General features: G+C 62.1%; 9 protein-coding genes. 3 read left to right on the forward strand and 6 right to left on the reverse strand.

The genetic code is table 11. The annotated features are described in order from the left end of the window. Positions 1-3: 3 nt before the first annotated feature. From KTQ42_RS10630 to KTQ42_RS10640, 3 genes are all read right to left on the reverse strand, one after another. Complete coding sequence (locus tag KTQ42_RS10630) at positions 4-5403, reverse strand: DUF6531 domain-containing protein (RefSeq protein WP_217345474.1); 5400 nt, start codon at positions 5401-5403, stop codon at positions 4-6. Between the two features lie 347 nt (positions 5404-5750). Beyond that, complete coding sequence (locus KTQ42_RS10635; RefSeq protein WP_217345475.1) at positions 5751-9332, reverse strand: hypothetical protein; 3582 nt, start codon at positions 9330-9332, stop codon at positions 5751-5753. A gap of 193 nt (positions 9333-9525) precedes the next feature. Next, positions 9526-10170, reverse strand: coding sequence for a TetR family transcriptional regulator (locus tag KTQ42_RS10640; protein WP_217345476.1), 645 nt, complete (start codon positions 10168-10170; stop codon positions 9526-9528). A 231-nt stretch (positions 10171-10401) separates the two neighbouring features. Between KTQ42_RS10640 and KTQ42_RS10645 the strand changes: the two genes are divergently transcribed. The 3 genes from KTQ42_RS10645 to KTQ42_RS10655 are packed head-to-tail and all read left to right on the forward strand — an operon-like array spanning position 10402 to position 16208. Continuing rightward, positions 10402-11628 (forward strand): efflux RND transporter periplasmic adaptor subunit, encoded by a 1227-nt coding sequence (locus KTQ42_RS10645; protein WP_217345477.1) that lies wholly within the window; start codon positions 10402-10404, stop codon positions 11626-11628. A gap of 12 nt (positions 11629-11640) precedes the next feature. Beyond that, on the forward strand, positions 11641-14793 hold the full coding sequence (locus tag KTQ42_RS10650; protein WP_217345478.1) for an efflux RND transporter permease subunit: 3153 nt from the start codon (positions 11641-11643) through the stop codon (positions 14791-14793). Next, positions 14790-16208 carry an efflux transporter outer membrane subunit gene (locus KTQ42_RS10655; protein WP_217345479.1) on the forward strand — a complete coding sequence of 473 codons (1419 nt, stop codon included), beginning with the start codon at positions 14790-14792 and terminating at the stop codon, positions 16206-16208. Before KTQ42_RS10650 ends, KTQ42_RS10655 begins: the two co-directional genes overlap by 4 nt. A gap of 675 nt (positions 16209-16883) precedes the next feature. Here the strand turns inward: KTQ42_RS10655 and KTQ42_RS10660 are convergent. From KTQ42_RS10660 to KTQ42_RS10670, 3 genes are all read right to left on the reverse strand, one after another. Then, positions 16884-17813 carry a hypothetical protein gene (locus KTQ42_RS10660; protein ID WP_217345480.1) on the reverse strand — a complete coding sequence of 310 codons (930 nt, stop codon included), beginning with the start codon at positions 17811-17813 and terminating at the stop codon, positions 16884-16886. A 654-nt stretch (positions 17814-18467) separates the two neighbouring features. Continuing rightward, on the reverse strand, positions 18468-19754 hold the full coding sequence (locus tag KTQ42_RS10665; protein WP_217345481.1) for a hypothetical protein: 1287 nt from the start codon (positions 19752-19754) through the stop codon (positions 18468-18470). Beyond that, the gene (locus KTQ42_RS10670; protein ID WP_217345482.1) at positions 19715-20011 is read right to left on the reverse strand and encodes a hypothetical protein; all 297 of its coding nucleotides are present in this window, start codon (positions 20009-20011) and stop codon (positions 19715-19717) included. The genes KTQ42_RS10665 and KTQ42_RS10670 overlap by 40 nt, the downstream gene beginning before the upstream one ends. Positions 20012-20143: the final 132 nt, after the last annotated feature.

Consider the following 20143-nt stretch of genomic DNA (forward strand, 5'->3'; position numbering starts at 1 on the left):
GATTCAACCAAGATTTAAAGGCAAAAGAAGCAAACTGTTCAAACTAATATCTGACTTTCTGGCACACCGCAGCGAAGAGTAATTGCCATATTCATCGAAGCCTGGAGAACCAGCCATTTTCTTTACGTAATCATGTGCATCGTTCTTTTTTAAATTTTGAATGCTAGACCACCAAGCGCCGCCGTTGTGTCTACGTGCGAGACGCAGAGCCATCTCTAAATTTATACTCAGTTGGTTTTCCGCGGGTTTTTCTTTTGCCAACGGATAGAGATCGTCTTCACTGTACTTAAGGCCATGCTCTTTGTCATTTATTAACTGCTGCTCCCGAATTTGAAAATACAAAATAGCAAGTGCCTCCATCTTTCCGCCGGCCGAATTATCACTAACAAGATTCCTAAACCATGTTTCTGCATTGGAAACTGTATTCCATGCATACCAGGAAAGTGAATCCAACAGCTCCTTTGGATTAGTTCCATTAACATAATCTACTTTTGACTTAAGTTCACCATTGACGAATTTTTCCAAAAAATTCCAAGCATCGCTTTCAAGACCTGTTTTCATGGAAAACTCTTCTCTAACAGTCACTTTTAAATCTTCCCATTGCTTTGAACTGTCCAATCCCGAAGGGCAATCCATATTTCTATAGAGATAACGACTTTTTTTACCACTCAAACAATCAGCGTATACATAGGCCCATCTGGCACGCGTCGATGCCAAATTAATGTCACTCTTATTAGTATTACTATCGAATATTCTATCAATTAATACTGTGCTAATTTTGTATTTTCTGACCGCAGAATCATTAAGAACATTTTCCGTAATAATTTCAGTAAAAGTTTCTGGTGCAAATTGAAGATGACTGAACGCAGCAGGTATTCTATTCTTGTACTCACTTGGAATTTTCAAAAATATACCAGCTTTAGATGGGCAACCTTTCGATGCACAGTCTTTATAAACTTCAGTTATTTCATTTAATGAAATCGCCTGATTTAGCCTTAAAAATTTTCTGAATCTTATTGTCTCCACTTCATTTCCGCTGAGCGATATATCACCGCAATTCAAAATTCTCTGCGGAATCTTATTTTCAATAGGCGATATCGGATTTTCATCTGCAGCAAACTTTATTGCAGGAAGAAGCATATTTTTACTAGGGCACAGTTTCGCATCTTCGCTATTGCCGGCTAACCCCGCCACCAACAACGCCGCATCCCGATTACTAAAATTCCCAATCGTAAAATTTGGCAATCCAATCAGATGCTTCCCGTAATGCTTCCTGAACCCATCCACCGTTTCATCCGCCGCTCCATTCCACGACACCGCTTTCTTCCCACCCGTTAAATAATCCCCACTACCGTCGAACAGCAGCCCCGTCTGGTTTTTCGCGTACTTTTCCATTAGCTGGTTGATCGCCTCGCTGCCGCCGTCGCCCTTAGCTTCGATGCCGTCGATGCTGAAGGCCCAGCGAGCCCGGGTGAAGCCCTGGGTCACGCCCAGCTGCTTACCCTTGGCGTCGGTCGTCAAGGCGTAATAGATCAGGCGGGCGGCGCCGTCGGGGTCGATGTAGTGCCAAGGTTGGCCGGCGACGTAGGCGGTGAGGTCCAGTCGCAGCGCGGGCGGGACGTCGGCGGAAAGGGTGTCGGCGATGCCGGCCGGGTCGGGACTAAGGAAGCGACCCTGCGACGGGTCGTAGTAGCGGGCGATGTGATAGGACAGGCCGGTTTCATCGTCGGCATACTGGTTCACCAGGCGCAGCCTGGGGTCGTGCGGGCTGGACGGCGCGCTGTTCGGGCGATGGCCCCAGGCGTCCAACTCGGCGCGCCACAGGGTTTGTGCCGGCTTGCCATCATCTGCCAGGGCGCGAACTTCACTCAGTGCGCCGCGGCTGTCGGTTTGCAGCGCATGCGCGACGCCCTCGCGCAGCCAGGCCACTGCCCGATAACCCTCGTACAGGTACTGGTTCAGGCTGCGACGGCCCTTCGGATTGATCTTTACCGCAGCAACCAGCTGGGTGCCTTCGTACAGGTAATACTCATCGCCAGCAGCGGTGTGCTTGCTGGCGCGGCGCCCGCGGGCGTCGTAGCGGTAGCGGGCGACGGGTTGCGATCCGGACTGGTCAGCACCGGGAACGGCACCCACCTCGCTCAGCTGGCTGGCGGCATTCCAGCGCAGCAGTAGTTCTCCCCCGGGGGCGGACAGGCGGTGCGGCAAGCCGGCTGCATCATGGTCGGCGCCCGGCGCCTGTGCGCTCAAGCCCGTTTCGACATCGGTTGCCCTGCCGGTCGCTCCTGCTGCTCCCCCCGCTCCGGCCGATCCCGCCGCTCCCCTCGCTCCGGCCGCTGCTGCCGCTCCTGCCCTCACCGCAGGCAATCCCGCTGGCATCGTCATCACCGCCGCGCCCGATGCCGCCGCCAACGTTTGTTCCGCTTCCCGCGGCGCAAACACCGCAATGCGGGTTTTCAAGCGCCAGCGGTCCAGCCAGGTTTCAGGCAATCGGGTCATCAGCCCATCCATCCATACCGGCCAGTGGATCTGCTCGATGGCCGCCTGCTGGCTGCGATACGGTGCGCTGGCGTAGTAGCGCCAGGCCAGGCGCTCGCCGCCCGGCAGGGTGCGCGAGATCAGGCGGCCGGCGCTGTCATAGCGTGACTGCAGGCTCATCCTGACCGGCGCGCCGCTGCCGGCACCGGCGATCTCCACCTGCATCTGGCTGACCTGGCCCCAGGGCGCGTGGCGGTAGTGGGTGGCATGCGTCTGCTGGCCGGCGATGCGCACGGTTTCAGTCACACGCTCGGGACCGCGCCAGGCAATGTCCACCCGCTCCGGCAACGCGCCCGGCATGGTCCGCTCCAACTGCAGCAGGCGGCCGGCGGCGTCGTAGCGGGCCAGCGTGACGGCGCCGCGGGCGTCGCGGATCTCGACCAGGCGGCCGGCTTCGTCGTAGCGGCCATGCTGCCAGCCCTGGCCGGGATTGCGTATTGCCACCACCTGGCCGAAATCGTCGATGCGGCGTTCGGCGGAACGGCCATTGGCATCGAAACGCAGCGCTTCATGGGCGGCTGCGGTAAGCGGGTCGCCGTACCGGGTCAGCCAGAGCGCACCGGTGGCGGCAACCGGAACGGTGGTCTGGTCTGGAAGGGGCAACATGCCAGGCACGGCAAGGGCCGGGCTGGCCGCCGCGCCTGCCAGCGATGCCGCAAGCGCCCTGGCAGCGACGGCAGGTGGCATTGCTGCTGACGTCATGGACGGTGTGGGGGCCGCAGAAGTCGAGGAAGTCGAGGAAATCGCGGCAGTTGCGGATGCCATGGAGCCCCGCACCCCGGCCAACCCGCCGTCATCCAGCTCCCGCACCTTGCCATCGGCTTCCACCAGCGCGCTCGGCCGGCCCAGCGCATTCCAGCGCAGCCCCAGTTCCCGTTCGGCCAGCACCGTGACGCCATCCACATCCAGCGCCCGTTCCCGCACTTGCTCGACCTGCCCCAGCGGATCGTAGGCATAGCGCAGTTGCCGCACCATGCGCTCCCAGCGTAGCGTCAGCACGGTGAGGCGGCCGGTGTGCGGGTCGTATTCCATCTCGCTGGTGGCGCCCATCGGATGCCGGACGCGGCGCACGTAGGTACCCCCGGCATCCCATTCATAGCGGGTGATGTCGGAGTCGGCCGGCGTGCCGGCCGGGCCGTTGGGCAGCGGGCCGTCGATTTCCGACAGCAGGCTGCGCCCCGCGATCTCTGCATAACGGTAGCGAGTCGTACGCGACTGCATGCTGCCATCCACCGGGTGGTAACCGGTTTCGGTCACTGTCAGCGGCTGCTGCCGCTGGTTGTACTCGATGACGGTCTTGTGATCCTGCCCGGCCAGCACACTGTGCATCGCGATCTGCCTGGGACCATGCTGGCTGGCCGGCAGCGTCGTTGCAGGCGATGTCGCGGCCCCGACAGCCGCAATGCCAGCCGGCCGGTACAGCTGACGCAGCACCAGGCTGCGGCTGATCTCACGGCCATGGACATACTGCACTGTCTTGCTGGCATACATCCGGCCCCATGCATCATGCTCCTCGCGCCGGCCTTCGACCGGCACGCCCTGCGCATCCAGCCGGGTGACTTCCTGCAGCCGCCCGAGGCGGTCATAGCCATAGCGAAGATTGACCGGACCGCAGCGCTCGCAGCCGGCGCCGCGTGCTTCCAGCAGGCGAAAGGCGCCGTTGACGATGGCATGGCGGTAGACGGTGACACGGCCATCGCCATCGGTGAGCGTGGTGCGGCCGGGTGTGCGGCGATCCAGCATGATCAGGCCGGCGCCGCCATGCGGCCGGTTGCCCGGTGCCGCGTCCTGCGCGGCCTTGCCGCTGGCCGACAGCACCGCCAGGCCGTTGCGGTCATAAGCCCAGCGGGCAATGCGCTGGTCGAGCTGGCGGTCGTCACTGCCGGCGCCGGAGACGGAAATGCCCGTCAGAAGCGCGGGAAAGCGCGGGTCCTCGTAGTGATAGCGCCTTCGCAGGCTGCTGCGGCTGTAGTCGGAGGGACGATCACCGCGACCGTCGAGCGAGCGCAGCTTGCCAGGCTCGTGGTGGGTCGGCAAATGGACGGCGAGCAGGTTTTCCGCCTGTTGGCGCGCGCCGCCCGGTGCAGTATCGCCATAGTCGTAGAGGATGCGGCCGACCGGCGTATCCACATGGCGGACTGCGCTCAGCCGGCTTGGCTTGAAGCTTGTTTGAGCCAGGTAATGAAAGGTGAGACTGCGGCCCTGCGGATTGGTGACGCTGGCAAGGCGGCCATCGGCCAGGCGCTCGATCATTAATGTCTCGCCGCCGGGCAGCATGATGCGCAGCAGCCGGCCGTTGTGGTCGAAGCCGAGTTCGCGGCCATCCGGCCAGCGCCAGCGGTAATGCAGGACATCGTCGTCGCGCGCGACGCGCACCATGCCCTCGGCCGGATTGGCGCTGGCAAACAGCGTGGTGCGCAGCGCGCTGCGCGCAAAGGTGCGACGAGCGCCGTCGGCCTGCACGATCTGCAGCGTGCGGCCCTGGACGAAGAGCCGGGTGTCATAGGAAAACTGCCAGCCGCGGCCGATGCCATACAGCGGCATGCCAGGCCGCGCCAGCTCGCTGTTGTAGTGGCGCACCAGTTCCAGGCCCAGCGCGCCGGGCAGCGCCGCCATGTCGGTCTCGCGCTGGTGCTTGTTGCCGGTAATGAGATTGATTGGATTACCCACGCCCTGCGGCACGCCGCCGGTGGCGGGCAGCCCGGCGACCTGCGCCTCGCCACAGGGAGAGCCGACGACATCCGGCCCGCAGGCGGACGGCTCGGCGGCCCGGCCGGGGCTGGCAATAACGCAGGCAAGCAGCAGCAAGGCAATCGGAAGAATCCGGCAAAGGCATGCACGCATGGCGTAGCGATCGGCAAACAATCAAGGCAATCGACGCGGCGGGCTAGTTGCCGGCCACGGGCTGCCGCGCTGCGTCGCAGGCGGGAAAGGAAGGCGATACGGGCAAGTCGGGTAAGTCGGGTAAGACGCAAGACTGATGCGGTACCAACAGGTGCCAGCCCAGGCCTGCGCCCGGGCGCTACCGCAACATAAGGCAAGGCAGGACTGCGATGCTGCTGCGCCTGCCCATCAAAGGCAAGCGCGTCTGGCGCAATGGCAGGAAAACGGCGACGGCCGGTAAGGCCAGTTTGCAGGCCGTTCTGCTATCGAATCCAACATGCACAATGGGGCAATGCAGCCTGCTGATGACGCCTGCATCCGTTGCGGATTCAGCCAAATGGCGAGAGCGGCCGGAAGCCCGGCGCAGGCGCCGGATAGGCGGCTGCGGCGACCGGTATCGGGATAGGCGCGGACACCGGTCCTGGCAAACCGTCAGGCGCCTGCGCCGGTTCGGCATCGGCTGACGGGAATGCGCTTACCGCTGTCTGGACCATCTCCGGCTCAGGCGAGCGTGCTTCGGCCGGGGCCGTCTGCTGCTGTCTGTTCAGCGACAGCTGCGCCATATAGGCCTGCCAGACAGGCAGGCTGGCATCAGGCGGCGGTGCGACCGCAACGCTGCCCGCAGCGCGTATCGGCGCCGGCACCCGCGTGCCTGCTGGTATGTCCGCATAGTCGTCGATCACTGCACCTGGCGCCACCTGCACGCCGGCACCAAAGCGCGCGCCATGGCCGACCACAACGCCCTGGCCCAGGCACAGGTTGCCTTCGACAATGAACATCGCCGGCAGCGTGGCGCGTGGCCCAATGCAGAAGCGGCGCACCCGGGCGCCGTCGGCCACTGCTACGCCATAAGGCAAACGCACGCGCGGCCCGATCACCACACTCTTCCCCAGCAGCACGCCATCACCGATGCAGGCGCTGGTCTGGATCACTGCATTGCCGGTAAATACCACCTCGCGGCCCAGCGTGACATTGCCGGCGATACGCAGACGGTCTATGCAGGCGCCATTGCTGATAATGGCGCCATTGGGAATAGACACCCCTGGCCCAAGCCGTATGTCGGCACCGAGTATGACTTGCTGGCCGAGTTCCACGCCGCTCGAGATCGACAGGTCGCCATGTATCCGTGTGCCAGGGGGTATCCGGACATTGCCTGCGATACAGAGCGCACGCACGCAAGTGCCTGGCGCCACTTGCAGGCCTTCCGGCAGGCGCAGATGCGGTCCGATTTCCACGTCGGCACCGAATTCAACATCGCTGCCCAGCACAGCGCCACGCCGCACGAGCAGGTTGCCGCCGATGCGCGTTCCGGCTGGCAGCACCACGCCCTCGCCCAGGCGCAGGTCGGTCAGGCGAGCGCCATCGCACAGGATCACGCCAGGCGGCAGCGTGATGCCCGGACCGATCGCCACGTCCCGCCCCAGCATCACGTTGTCGCCAATGCAGGCACCGGCGCCGATGACGGCATTGCCGTGCAGATGAAAGCAATTCGGCAGATGCGCGTCCGACGCAATGTCAAGCTGAGTGATGCGTCCCTGATCGGCGATGCGTGCGCCATCCGGTATGCGTACGCCCGGCCCAACCTCCACATCGCTCCCGAACTCGACGCCCGCCCCGACCCGCACGCCCTGCGCGAGGCGCAGGCTTCCGCCGATCCGGGTGCCGGGCGGGAGCGTCACGTCAGGCGCCAGTTCGAAGAAGCGCACCCGGGCGCCGGCGCGAAATACCAGGCCATCCGGAACCCGGCAGGCGGTCTTGATGCGCACGCCGTGCTCGAACCGGGTATGGTCGCCAAGCTCGACACCGCTTGCAAGGTACAGATCGCCTTCGATGCGGGTATCCCATCCCAGCAGCGCGCCGGCCACATCGCACTTGCGCACCACCGCGCCGCTGGCGACCGAGATGCCATCCGGGATCGCGGCACGCACGGTGACGTCCGCGCCCAGAATCACGCCGCGCCCGATCCGTGCAGTCGGACCGACGATGAGATTGCCATGAAGGACGGTGCGAAGCGGAAGCGGAAGCGGCGCGTGCAGCCTCAGGTAGTTGATGCGCGCACCTCTGGCGACATGGATGCCGGCTGGCAGTTGCACCGCCGGACCGATCCGGTTGTCTCCTTCGAACACGACACTGCGCCCGACCCGGCACTGACGCCCCAGCGTCAGGTTGCCACCGATTATGGTCTGGTGCGGCAGCTGGCATCCGTTCAGTTGCAGGCGCTCGACGCGCGCATTTGCCATCAACGTGACGCCGGATGGAATGATGACGTCCGGGCCGACATCGACGCCGTAGCCGAACACCACGCCGATGCCAACCACGCAGTTCCGGCGCAGCGTCAGGTCGCCATGCAGCACGGTGCCGGGCGGTATGCTGGTGCTGGCGGCGATGCTGCAGCGGCTTATCCTGGCGCCGGGGGCAACCATGATGCCGCGCGGCAGATAGACCCCGTTGCCTATCTCTGCTTCGGCACCGACCTCGACGTCGGCACCGAAGCACACATGGTTGCCGATGCGGCTGCGGCTGCCTATGGACAGGCTGCCTTCGATCCGAGTGCCCGGCGCCATCACGACGCCCCGCCCGAGGTAAATCCGCCGTACCCGCGCCAGGTCGGCCACCACGATGCCGTCAGGCAGATGAACGCCGGTGCCAATCTCCACGTTCGAGCCCAGAGTGACCTGCCTGCCCACGCGCATTCCGCGCTGCAGGCGCGCGCTGCCGCACAGCACGGTACCGGGCGGCAGCGATACCCCTTCCAGCGCCAGGACCGTGACCCGGGCGCCAGGAGCCACCACAACGCCCTCGGGGATCAGCACGCCGGCACCGACTTCGGCGCCGCCATGAATGATGGCGCCGCTTTCCACCACGCTGCCACTGCCGATGCTCACGCCCGGCCCCAGCAGCGCATCCGGCGCCACCTGGGCCTTGTCACCTACCTGCGCCATCCATCCGGCCATCAAGCGGGCCGACGGATGGCGTAGATGCAGCATCTCCTGCGGCCACATTGCCGCCAGCTTACTTACCGCATGGGACAGCAGCACGGCAGCCGACAGATCGCCTTCCAGAGCGTCGCCAGCGGCTGTCTTGTCGATAGCATCGGTCAGCAACATGCAGGTTTCGCTCATGCCATTGAAATCGGTCAGCCCGGCATCTTCGGCCTGCGCCATCAACATGGACAAGCCACGGCACTGCGCCGAATCGGCCTCCCAGCCCCAGCCCCGGCCGGCGTCATGGAATATCAGCCTGAACAGCAGAAGCACTGATGCCTTGAAGTGACGGCCCACTTCTTGCGCAATGCGATCCTGCCAGCCGGGCGCGCAAACGAGCTGCGGCGGCTGACCTGGCGCCTGCAGCACGAAGCCATGCGCCAGCGTATCGGCGTCCAGATTTGCGCAGCTCTGCGGCATGGTCTCGACAGTCGGGCGTGGCCGTTTGACCTCCTGTTCCAGCAGGCGGTCGCGCAGCAACAGCCTCTGCAGCGGCTGCCAGGCCAGTTGCAGCCACGGACCATCCTCATGCCCCGCGCCCAGATCGGCGCTGCGCAGATGGGGGTGGATGTCGCAAGGCTGCAAGGCATCGGCCATCAGGGGCACGGCTGAAAGCTCGGCCAGCATGCCGCCAGCGCCTCGTACCGCCATGCCGAGCGCATCCGGCGTGGCAGCACGGCCCATGCTGAGCGCGGCAGCGTACAGACCATTCCATGTGCTCGTACCGACGCTGATGCGCAGCGCCGTTTCGTCGCCGCTGACCAGCCCGTGGCCGCGGCTCCAGCGCGTCAGCTGGCGCATCGCATGGTCCCACTGGGGCTGATCGTGGTAGACGGCGACGATGCCGTCGGCGGCGGGCCTGGAACAGGCGAGAAACTCGGCTACGGTGTCCAGCCCATCGGAATAAAACGTGGTTGCTTGATGCATGGCGGCCTTTCCTGCTTCGGGGTCGATGAAGGAAAGCGACAGTAAGGCCTGGCCGCCGGTACCGCCTTGGGAAGGCTCAAGCGGCTGTATCGAACCGCGCGCGCCGGCATGTCACCGGCCAGGCAATGCAGTACAGGGAAAGAAGGAGAATGGCGTGATGGCGGCAGCAGGCATGGCCGCACTGCTGCAGGCGCTACGGGTTGCGGCTTGCGCGCAGCGAGGGCGCGCAGCGCAGCATCTCGATGGCCGCATCCACCATGGGTTCGGCATGGGCATCGAAGTCGGCGCTGTCCGGCGTGAAAAGACTGATATTGATCAGACCGTCGATCTGCGCCTGCATCATGATGCTGGCCAGTTCGGTGTCGAGGTCGGCGGGAAGCTGTGCCCTGGCGACCGCATTGTCGAGGATGCGCCGCAGGTCGCTGCGTCCCTTGAGGAACACATCCTGCTGGCGCTCGACGATGGGGCCGGCGGCTTCCACGAATTCGCATTTGTGAAACACGATGCCCAGCACCTTGCGCGAATGCGGGTTGTGGCGCACGTCGTTGAGTACGAACAGGATGGTCTTGCGCAACTGCCCCAGCGGGTCTTCTTCGCGGTTGTCGAGGCCGGCCGCCGCCATTTCCTCCATAGGCAGGCGTACCCGCTCGCACATCGCGTCGAACAGGTCGCCCTTGTTCTTGAAATGCCAGTAGATCGCGCCGCGGGTGACGCTGGCTGCCTGTGCCACGTCCGCCAGCGAAGTGCGCGACACGCCATTGGCATGGAACACTTCCTCGGCCGCATCGAGGATGCGGTTGCGGGTTTCCAGCGCTTCTTCCTTGGTTGATCTGGCCATGATGGTCCGGTGGGAGACGCACTATTGATGAGTTTCTATTGCAAAACAAAAAACTTCATCGGCGCGTCATACATACATTCATGAATGTATATATACTAGCAGACTTTGACGGCCACATTGACGGTTTTCGTTACCGAGCACTGTTCATCGCACCGTTACCCGAATTCCCTATCCACTGTTTCCAATGACAACCCGCCGTGTGCCAGCGCGGTCTTTTTGTGTGAGATTTCCATGACAGCTTTCCAACGTTCCTCCTGGGCAGCCGCCTCCCTGGCGCTGCTGGCGCTTGGCGCCTGCGGCGACAAGAAGGCCGATGCCCAGGCCCAGCCGGCGGCCATGCCGCCGCCCGAGGTGTCGGTCGTTACCGTCGCCGCCGAGCGCATCGCCATCACCAATGAATTGCCGGGCCGGCTGGAAGCCACCCGCACCGCCCAGGTCCGGGCCCGGGTGCCCGGCATCGTGCAGAAGCGCCTGTTCACCGAAGGCAGCGACGTCAAGGCAGGCGAGGTGCTGTTCCGCATCGATCCGGCTTCGCTGCAGGCTTCGCTGGCCAACGCCCAGGCCGCACGCTCCCGTGTCGAGGCCAACCTGGCGCAGGCCAACCTGAAGGTGCAGCGCTACCGGCCGCTGGTGGAAACCAATGCGATCAGCCGCCAGGAATACGACGACGCGCTGGCCGCGCAGAAGCAGGCCCAGGCCGACCTGGAAGCGGCCCGCGCCACCCAGCAGACCGCCAGCCTCAACCTCGGCTATGCCACCGTCACCGCGCCGATTTCCGGGCGCATCGGCCGCGCCCAGGTCACGGAAGGCGCGCTGGTCGGCCAGGGCGAAGCCACGCCGCTGGCCACCATCCAGCAGCTCGACCCGATCTACGTCAACCTGACCCAGTCGTCCAGCGAACTGATGCGGCTGCGCCAGGCGCTTGCCGCCGGCAAGCTCAAGACGGTGGGCAAGGACGAAGCCAGCGTGTCGCTGGTGATGGAGGACGGCACGCCCTATCCGCGCAGCGGCAAGCTGCTGTTCTCCGACCTGGCGGTGGACCAGAGTTCGGGCGCCATCACGCTGCGCGCCATCGTGCCCAATCCGGAACGCTTCCTGCTGCCCGGCATGTATGTGCGGGCGAGGCTGGAGCAGGCGGTGGCCGAGTCGGCCATCACGGTGCCACAGCAGGCGGTCCAGCGCGACAACAACGGCGCCTCGGTGATGACCATCGCCGACGGCAAGGTTGCGCCGCGCCCGATCAAGACCGGCAGCGTGCAGGGCGACAAGTGGATCGTCACCGACGGCCTGAAGGAAGGCGATGTCGTCATCGTCGAAGGCCTGCAGAAGGTCAAGCCCGGCGCGCCGGCCAAGGGCGTGCCCTGGAAGCCGGCCGGTGTGGCCGGCACGCCGGTTGCCGCCGCCGGCGCCGCCCCTGCCGCGCCTGCCGGCCCGGCAGCCGCCGCCAATCAGAAATAAGGAAGCCATCACATGGCCAAGTTTTTTATTGACCGCCCGGTCTTTGCCTGGGTGATCGCGCTGTTCATCATGCTGGCAGGTCTGCTGTCGATGCGCACGCTGCCGATCTCCCAGTACCCGACGATCGCGCCGCCGCAGATCGTCATTACCGCCACCTATCCGGGCGCTTCCGCCGCGACGCTGGACGAAAGCGTCACCAGCCTGATCGAACAGGAACTGAATGGCGCCGACGGCCTGCAGTACATCGAGTCGCAGAGCCAGTCCAACGGCCAGACCCAGGTCACCGCTACCTTCCTGCCCGGCACCAATCCGGACCTGGCTGCGGTGGACGTGCAGAACCGCATGAAGCGGGTCGAGCCGCGCCTGCCGGAGTCGGTGAAGCAGCAGGGCGTGCAGGTGACCAAGTCGCGCGCCAACTTCCTGCTGTTCACCACGCTGGCCTCCACCGACGGCCGGCTCGATCCGATCGCGCTGGGCGACTACCTGTCGCGCAATGTATTGAATGAAATCCGGCGCGTGCCGGGCGTGGGCCAGGCCCAGCTGTTCGGCACCGAGCGCGCAATGCGCATCTGGATCGACCCGGCCAAGCTGGTTGGCTACAAGCTGAGCACCGCCGACGTCTCCAATGCGATCCGCGCCCAGAACGCGCAGGTGGCCTCGGGCACCCTGGGCGACCTGCCCGCGCCCAACCGGCAGCAGATCGCCGCGCAGGTGGTGGTCAGCGGCCAGCTGACCTCGCCCGAGCAGTTCGGCCAGATCGTGCTGCGCGCCAATCCGGACGGCTCCACCGTGCGCCTGCGCGATGTCGCCACCATCGAGATCGGCGGCCAGGCCTATGCCACCGCCGCCCGCCTCGACGGCAAGCCCACCGCCGCCATCGGCGTGCAGCTGTCGCCAACGGCCAACGCGCTGCAGACCGCTGACCTCGTGAAAGCCAAGATGGCCGAGCTGTCGAAGTTCTTCCCGCAGGGCGTGATCTATGAAATCCCCTACGACACCTCGACCTTCGTCAAGATCTCGATCGAGGAAGTGGTCAAGACCCTGGTCGAGGCGGTGATCCTGGTGTTCCTGGTGATGTACCTGTTCCTGCAGAACTTCCGCTACACCCTGATCCCCACCATCGTGGTGCCGGTGGCGCTCTTGGGCACCTTCGCCACCATGGCCGCCTTCGGCTATTCCATCAACGTGCTGACCATGTTCGGCATGGTGCTGGCGATCGGCATCCTGGTCGACGACGCCATCGTGGTGGTGGAGAACGTCGAGCGCATCATGAGCGAGGAAGGCCTGTCGCCGCGCGACGCCACCCGCAAGGCCATGAGCCAGATCACCGGCGCCATCATCGGCATCACGCTGGTGCTGGTGGCGGTGTTCATCCCGATGGCCTTCTTCGGCGGCGCGGTCGGCGCGATCTACCGCCAGTTCACGGTGTCCATGGTGTCGTCGATGATGTTCTCGGCACTGCTTGCGCTGACGCTCACGCCGGCGCTGTGCGCCACTATCCTGAAGCCGGTGGAGAAAGGCCATCATGTCGAGAAGCGCGGCTTCTTCGGCTGGTTCAACCGCGGCTTCGGCCGCACCGCCACCCGCTACCAGGGCTTTGTCCGCCGCATGCTGACCAAGGCCGGCCGCTACATGCTGGTGTATGGCGCGATCCTGCTGTGCGTCGGCCTGCTCTATGCGCGCCTGCCGACTTCCTTCCTGCCGGCCGAGGACCAGGGCTATGCGGTCACCAACATCCAGCTGCCGCCGGGCGCCTCCGCCGCCCGCACCGAGCAGGTGATCGAGCAGGTCGAGAACTACTACATGAAGCAGAAGGACCTGGCCCATATCGTCGCGGTGCGCGGCTTCTCGTTCTCCGGCAGCGGCCAGAATGCGGGCCTTGCCTTCACCCCGCTGAAGCACTGGGACGAGCGCAAGGGCGAGGAACATTCGGTCAATGCCTTCGTCGGCCGCGCCTTCGGCGCGCTGTCGCAGATCAAGGACGCGATCATCTTCCCGGTCAACCCGCCGCCGATTCCCGAACTGGGCAACGCGACCGGCTTCACCTTCCGCCTGCAGGACCGCGCCGGCCTCGGCCACGACGCGCTGCTGGCGGCGCGCAACCAGCTGCTGGGCATGGCGGCGCAGAGCAAGGTGCTGGCCGGCGTGCGTCCGGAAGGCCTGGAAGACACGCCGCAGCTGCGGGTCAATGTCGACCGCGACAAGGCCAATGCGCTGGGCGTGTCGTTCGCCGACATCAATGCCACGCTGACCACCGCCTTCGGCTCGTCCTACATCAACGACTTCCCGAACGCAGGCCGCCTGCAGCGGGTAATCGTCCAGGCCGATGCCGAGGATCGCCTGCAGCCGGAAGACATCGGCCAGCTGTATGCCAAGAACAGCGCCGGCGACATGGTGCCGTTCTCGGCCTTCTCCAGCACCTCCTGGAACACCGGCCCGGTGCAGCTGAACCGCTACAACGGCTATCCGGCAATGAAGCTGGCCGGCAATGCCGCGCCCGGCCGCAGCACCGGCGATGCGCTGGCCGAGATGGAGCGCCTGGCATCGCAGCTGCCGACCGGCTTCGGCTACGAATGGACCGGCCAGTCGCTGGAGGAAAAGACCTCCGGCTCGCAGGCGCCGGCGCTGTTTGCGCTGTCGCTTCTGGCAGTGTTCCTGGTGCTGGCCGCGCTGTATGAAAGCACCAGCATTCCGCTGGCGGTGATCCTGGTGGTGCCGCTGGGCCTCCTGGGCGCGCTGCTGGGTGCGACCATGCGCGACATGCCCAACGACGTCTACTTCAAGGTCGGCCTGATCGCCATCATCGGCCTGTCGGCCAAGAACGCGATCCTGATCATCGAGTTCGCCAAGGACCTGCAGGCAGAAGGCATGAGCCTGATCGACGCCACGCTGGAAGCGGTGCATCTGCGCTTCCGCCCCATCATCATGACCTCGCTCGCCTTCATCCTGGGCGTGCTGCCGCTGGTGATCGCCAGCGGCGCCGGCTCGGCCAGCCAGCGCGCGATCGGCACGGGCGTGATGGGCGGCATGATCACCGCCACCGTGCTGGCGGTCTTCCTGGTGCCGGTGTTCTTCGTGGTGGTGCGCAGCCTGTTCAAGGGCAGCAAGCGCCAGCGCGAGTTCTACGCCTCCCATCGCATCCATACCCATGAGGAACAACTATGATCCCGTCCCCTGCCCGCCTGGCTGTTACAGCCATTGCCGCGGCGGTGCTGGCCGGCTGCTCGCTGACGCCTGAACTGGTGCGGCCGCAAGCGCCGGTGGCGCCAGCCTTTCCGCCGCATGCCGCGGCTGCGCCTGGCCTCACGCCGGCGCGCGCCGCCGTCGACATCGGCTGGCGCGACTTCTTCACCGATGCGCGCCTGCAGTCGCTGATTGCGTCTGCATTGGAAAACAACCGCGACCTGCGCACCGCCGCGCTGCGCATCGAGGAAGCGCGCGCCCAGTACAACGTGCAGTCGGCCGACCTGCTGCCCAACCTCAATGGTGTCGGTAGCGGCACCCGGACCCGCACGCCGGCCAATGTGTCGCCGGTGGGCCGGGCCGTCAACACCACGGCGTACCAGGTTGGCCTGAGCCTGGCCTCGTTCGAGCTGGACTTCTTCGGCCGGGTGCGCAGCCTCAATGAAGCCGCGCTCGCCGCCTACCTCGCTACCGAGGAAGCCCAGCGCGCCGCCCAGATCAGCCTGATCGCCGAAACCGCCAAGGCCTACCTGAGCGAACTCGGCGCCGGCGAGCAGCTGGTGCTGGCGCAGCGCACCCTGCAGTCGCGCGAGGAAGGCTACAAGCTGGCCAAACAGCGCTTCGATGTCGGCGCCTCGTCCGCGCTGGATCTGCGGCTGCAGGAAACCCTGGTGCAGTCGGCGCGGGTATCTGTGCTGACGCTGCAGCGCCAGCAGGCCCAGGCCCGCAATGCGCTGACCCTGCTGGTGGGCGCGCCGCTGCAGAATCTGCCGGCCGGCGCCGACCTGTCGTCGCAGAATGTGGTCACCTCGATTCCGGCCGGCCTGCCGTCGGACCTGCTGGCCAACCGGCCCGACATCCGCGCCGCCGAGTCGCGCCTGGTGGCGGCCAATGCCAACATCGGCGCGGCCCGTGCGGCCTTCTTCCCGCGCATCTCGCTGACCGCCGCGCTGGGCACGGCCAGCACCGCGCTGTCGGGCCTGTTCGACTCGGGCACGATGTCGTGGTCGTTCGCGCCGCAACTGACGCTGCCGATCTTCGATGCCGGCCGCAACCGCGGCAACCTGGATCTGGCCGTCGTGCGCCGCGACCTCGCCGTCACCGACTACGAGCGCACGATACAGACCGCCTTCCGCGAAGCGGCCGACGCATTGGTCGCCCGCGGCACGCTGGAGGAGCAGGTGGAAGCCCAGCGCCTGGTGCGCGAAGCCCAGGCCGACCGCCTGAAGCTGGCCGACCAGCGCTTCCGGGCTGGCGTATCGAGTTCGCTCGATGTGCTGGATGCGCAGCGCGAACTGTTCACCGCCGAGCAGAACCTGGTGCAGACCCGGCTGCTGCGTCTGACCAATGCGGTGGATGTGTATCGCACGCTGGGGGGTGGGTTGACGGTGGAGTGAAACCTTGCCGGCTTAGGCTGGCAACGATTCATGCAGCGCGCATCAGGCTTGGCCGGTGCGCGCTTTTTTATGGGCTGGATGAGCGGGCGGCTATGGCTGCCAATTCATGCATGGTCACTACGCATGCTGGATAGACGACGCGAGCATTCGAACAGGATGGCTAGCAGGTCTCTGCAAGGTTGCCAGTCAAACCAGCCTGCAGCAATCAGGGACAGGCGCGGATGCGGTGCTCGCTGCGTTTTGCGCCGCAGAGGAATTATCGCCTGTGCCCTGCTGCTGCAACGACGGCGCCGGTATCGGCGCGTACGGCAAGCCCGGCGCATACGCGGAACTGGACGAATCAGGGAAGCTGGCTGCATGCCAGTCCAGCGTCCCATGCAACCTATGGCGACGCGCCGTATTTTGCCTTGCCCGCTCCGCTTCGGCTTCCCGGGCGCATGCATTAAGTGCAGCATGCACGTCCACGATGGTGTCCTCATAGTGCTCCGTACTTTTGGAGACGAGAATCAGGTATCGGGACAGCACGTGTCCAACTTCTGCGGGCAAAGCAACCGGCAGAGATGACTGCGCAAACATCTCACCGTCCTGCATCGAAAGAGAAGCCAGCGTACGGTTTCTCTGCTGGAGGTCATCGAGCCGCCCGCCCAACAGGTAAGGTATTGAGGGTTCGATGAACTAGTCTAGGTTGTTATTCATAAGACTCAGATGTAGCAGCACAGGATTGCACTGGAATCCGTCAACTATGTGCTCGACTGTTCGGGAGCGACGAAACTTGTCCGTCATGCCGATCTTGTTGCTGGTCAGGTGAAGTGCTGTCAGCGTGCTGTTTTGCTTAAGCAACTGGCTTATCGTTTCCGCAATGTCGTGGTCAATTTGATTGCCGCTGAGATTCAAGGTAAGCAACGCCTTGTTGGTCTTCAAGGCAAGCAATATTTCCTGCGCGCCGCCCGTACCCAAAGAATTGCAGAACAGGTTCAGTGCGGTCAACGTGCTGTTGGTGCTCAAGGCGTGCCCCAGCATAACGCCACTTGCGCCGTCGAGGTCGCAACTCGATAGATCAAGTTCGGTCAGGCTCGTGTTGGCAGCCAGCATGCTGGAGAGGGTTGCTACGGCTTCTTCGCCAAGGTGGTTGTAGTCTAGGTCAAGGGAATTGAGCCCGATGCCGGACTGCAATGCATCACACAACTCCCCGATGTTTGCCGAGGATAGCTTGTTCCCAGCCAGACTGACCCTGGTGAGGCAAACCGTGGTGCGAAGCGCATCGATGACCACGCCGATTTCCGCATCGCTCCACTGTCCAAACTTGAAGCTTGCTGTGCTGATATGACCATGCTCGAACAGATGGGCCAATGCCTTGGGTTCGCCGTTGCGCATGCACCAGATGCCGAGTTTTACGACGTCTGCCAGATCGTCCGGCACCTTGCCCTGTTCGATAAAGTTCTGGAATACCTGATGGCTGATGTTGTTGGGACAGCTTGGGCATGGCTTTGACAGTTCAGGAGCACTGGTCCGTTCGACCGTCGTTTGCGGGCCATTGTTTACTACACCTACGTAGCTTGAACCAGGCTGACCGTGGCCAAGAGAGCGCGAAAAAGCAGGTTGCATAAAATTTCCTTTTCAAGATGAGCGGGATAGAAGCGCTAGGAAGAGACATGACGGGTGCGTAATTGCGCTCTTGTCCACGCCGCAGCAGGGCACAGTCCAAATAACATTTGCGCAATCAGCAAAAAGCAGCGTTGGGTAACCCTTACTCAAGTGATGTTCCGCTGTGCTTGAAAGGCATGCGCGGCACAGGCGGACGCATGTTTGCCCAGGCCGGATAGCATTGGCACGTCAACAGATACCTTGGAAAAATGGACCTTCCACGCGTAATAGCCAGGCAGGCAGGCCACTGCGTAAGCGACTGGAAGTAGGCTGCATGGATGTCTCATTGTTGCGGTGGGCGAGATGTAGGCGGTGCGACTAGACAGGCGCGGCGCTTGATAAGGTGCATGATCCACGTCATCGTCGTTGCAGTGCATGGATATGATTTTGGGATCAGCGGAAAACCGCTTTGAATAACTCCTGCCCAAAGCATGTCCCAGTCGCCTGGCAAATCTTATGCGGCGTGTATAGCCACGCTACGCGGCACTATGCCAACGCAGTTGGAGCGTGATCGGAATGCATTAAGAAATGGCCGTCTCTCATCGTGTGACCGTATGGAAGATGGCCATTTGGCTCAATGGTGTACATCACGCGGATAGTGACAGGCCTGTCCTTCTATACCAGAACGCAGCCCTCCGGCACTTTCTGCGTCCTGCTTTCCGAAGCGCCGCCTGACTGTTGGCCATGTTGTGTGCCAGTTTCGAGCGCCCGGATTGACAGCGCCACGTCGGTCGTTACCGATTCATATTCGGTCTCGCTGCGGGAAAGCATTAACACATGGTTGGCCAGCAACGCGCCGAGTTCTGTCGGGAACGCCACGGAAGGCTGGATACGACTGTACACGAAGGCAGCTTCCTCCATCGAACGCTTGGCTGCGCGGTTGCGCGTGTATAAGTCTTCAATTCTCGTCTGATGCTCTGGGCTTAAATCACTGCCATAAAAAGACAACTCCTTGATTGTTGTGTTGCCACTCATGGCATTGCACAACATTTCTCCCACCTCGGGGGATTCAAAGACGCTGTGACAAAGACACAGGTAGTGCAAACTTGTGTTTTTTTGCAAAACGCTTACAAGAGCGAGTGCAGCCTCCTTATTAAATTTACTGTAGGACAAGTAAATTTTCTTCAATTGACTGTTTTCCTTAAGTCCACTGAAAATTTCCACAAGATCCTTCGGCCCCAAACCATTATCGACGAAATGGAATTTTAAAATAGTTCGATTATTCTTCAAAATATTTTTTAAACCAGCCCCCAGGTCGGAACCAAATTTATTGTAGTCACAAGTCACGTCGCTCATGCTGCAATTTTCTGTCAATGCATCCGCAAAAATACGCCAGCCTTCAGGCGCACATTTATTTTTATAAAAAATCAGGTTTTTCAGGTTTGAACATTTTTTGAGATAATCACCAATAGCCCGCATGCTTTTCTGATTAATCTCCTCCTCACAGAAAGCTAAGTGCCGGACATTATCCTTTTCTTGCAACGCCGAAAAAAGATCCTGAATATTTACGGGCTCCAATTCATTATTACGGAGGTCCAATTTTAGTTCTTTATGATCTGGTAACGCATATATCAAGCTACGCATGTCCTGATCAGCCAATTTACTTTCACATATTTTCAGCTCTCTTAGTCCATTTTGTAATTTCAGCGCCTCTACTAAATATCCCAAGACGTTTGAGTCAAATTCAATCCTGCATAATCCGATAGTTGCTAGTTTGGGCCTTTCTTTCAACGCATCACCAAGCTTTTTTGCCAATTCATCCGTAAATTTCAGATTCTGAAGATCAATCCACGAAATAATGGAACTTCTGGAGAGTACATATGCGAGTGTAGGAATGCTGTTGGGATGGTTTTCCGCGACTGTTATAGAAATTGCCTGCCCTTTTTCCAGCCACCATACCAAGGCATTTTTTCATTGTTTTCTATACACCATTCAACAAGCCGATCACATTGACGCTCGGTTGGCATGACAGCACCACTGCATAATTTTTCAAAATCTTTTATATAAAAATTTCGATATTGAGATGGATGCTTTCGCAACGGTGGAGTTTTTTTGCTCATGATCAAATCGCGGTCCATATCGACCTCCGGAGCATCAAGCGCAAGGTTATTTGTATTTACCGAAAAATTATTTCGGATCGAAGCGGGCGAAGAATTCATTATTTTCCTGGATTTCGATTTAAATATCAGTTGGCACAAGAGAAAATGCCACGACCAGCTGCTATGATTGAGAACTGTAAATTGTGATGCACCAACACCTATTTCATTCCATTCTTATCGGTGCATCAAGTT

Origin of the sequence: Noviherbaspirillum sp. L7-7A (assembly GCF_019052805.1) — a bacterium.
Classification (GTDB): domain Bacteria; phylum Pseudomonadota; class Gammaproteobacteria; order Burkholderiales; family Burkholderiaceae_D; genus Noviherbaspirillum_A.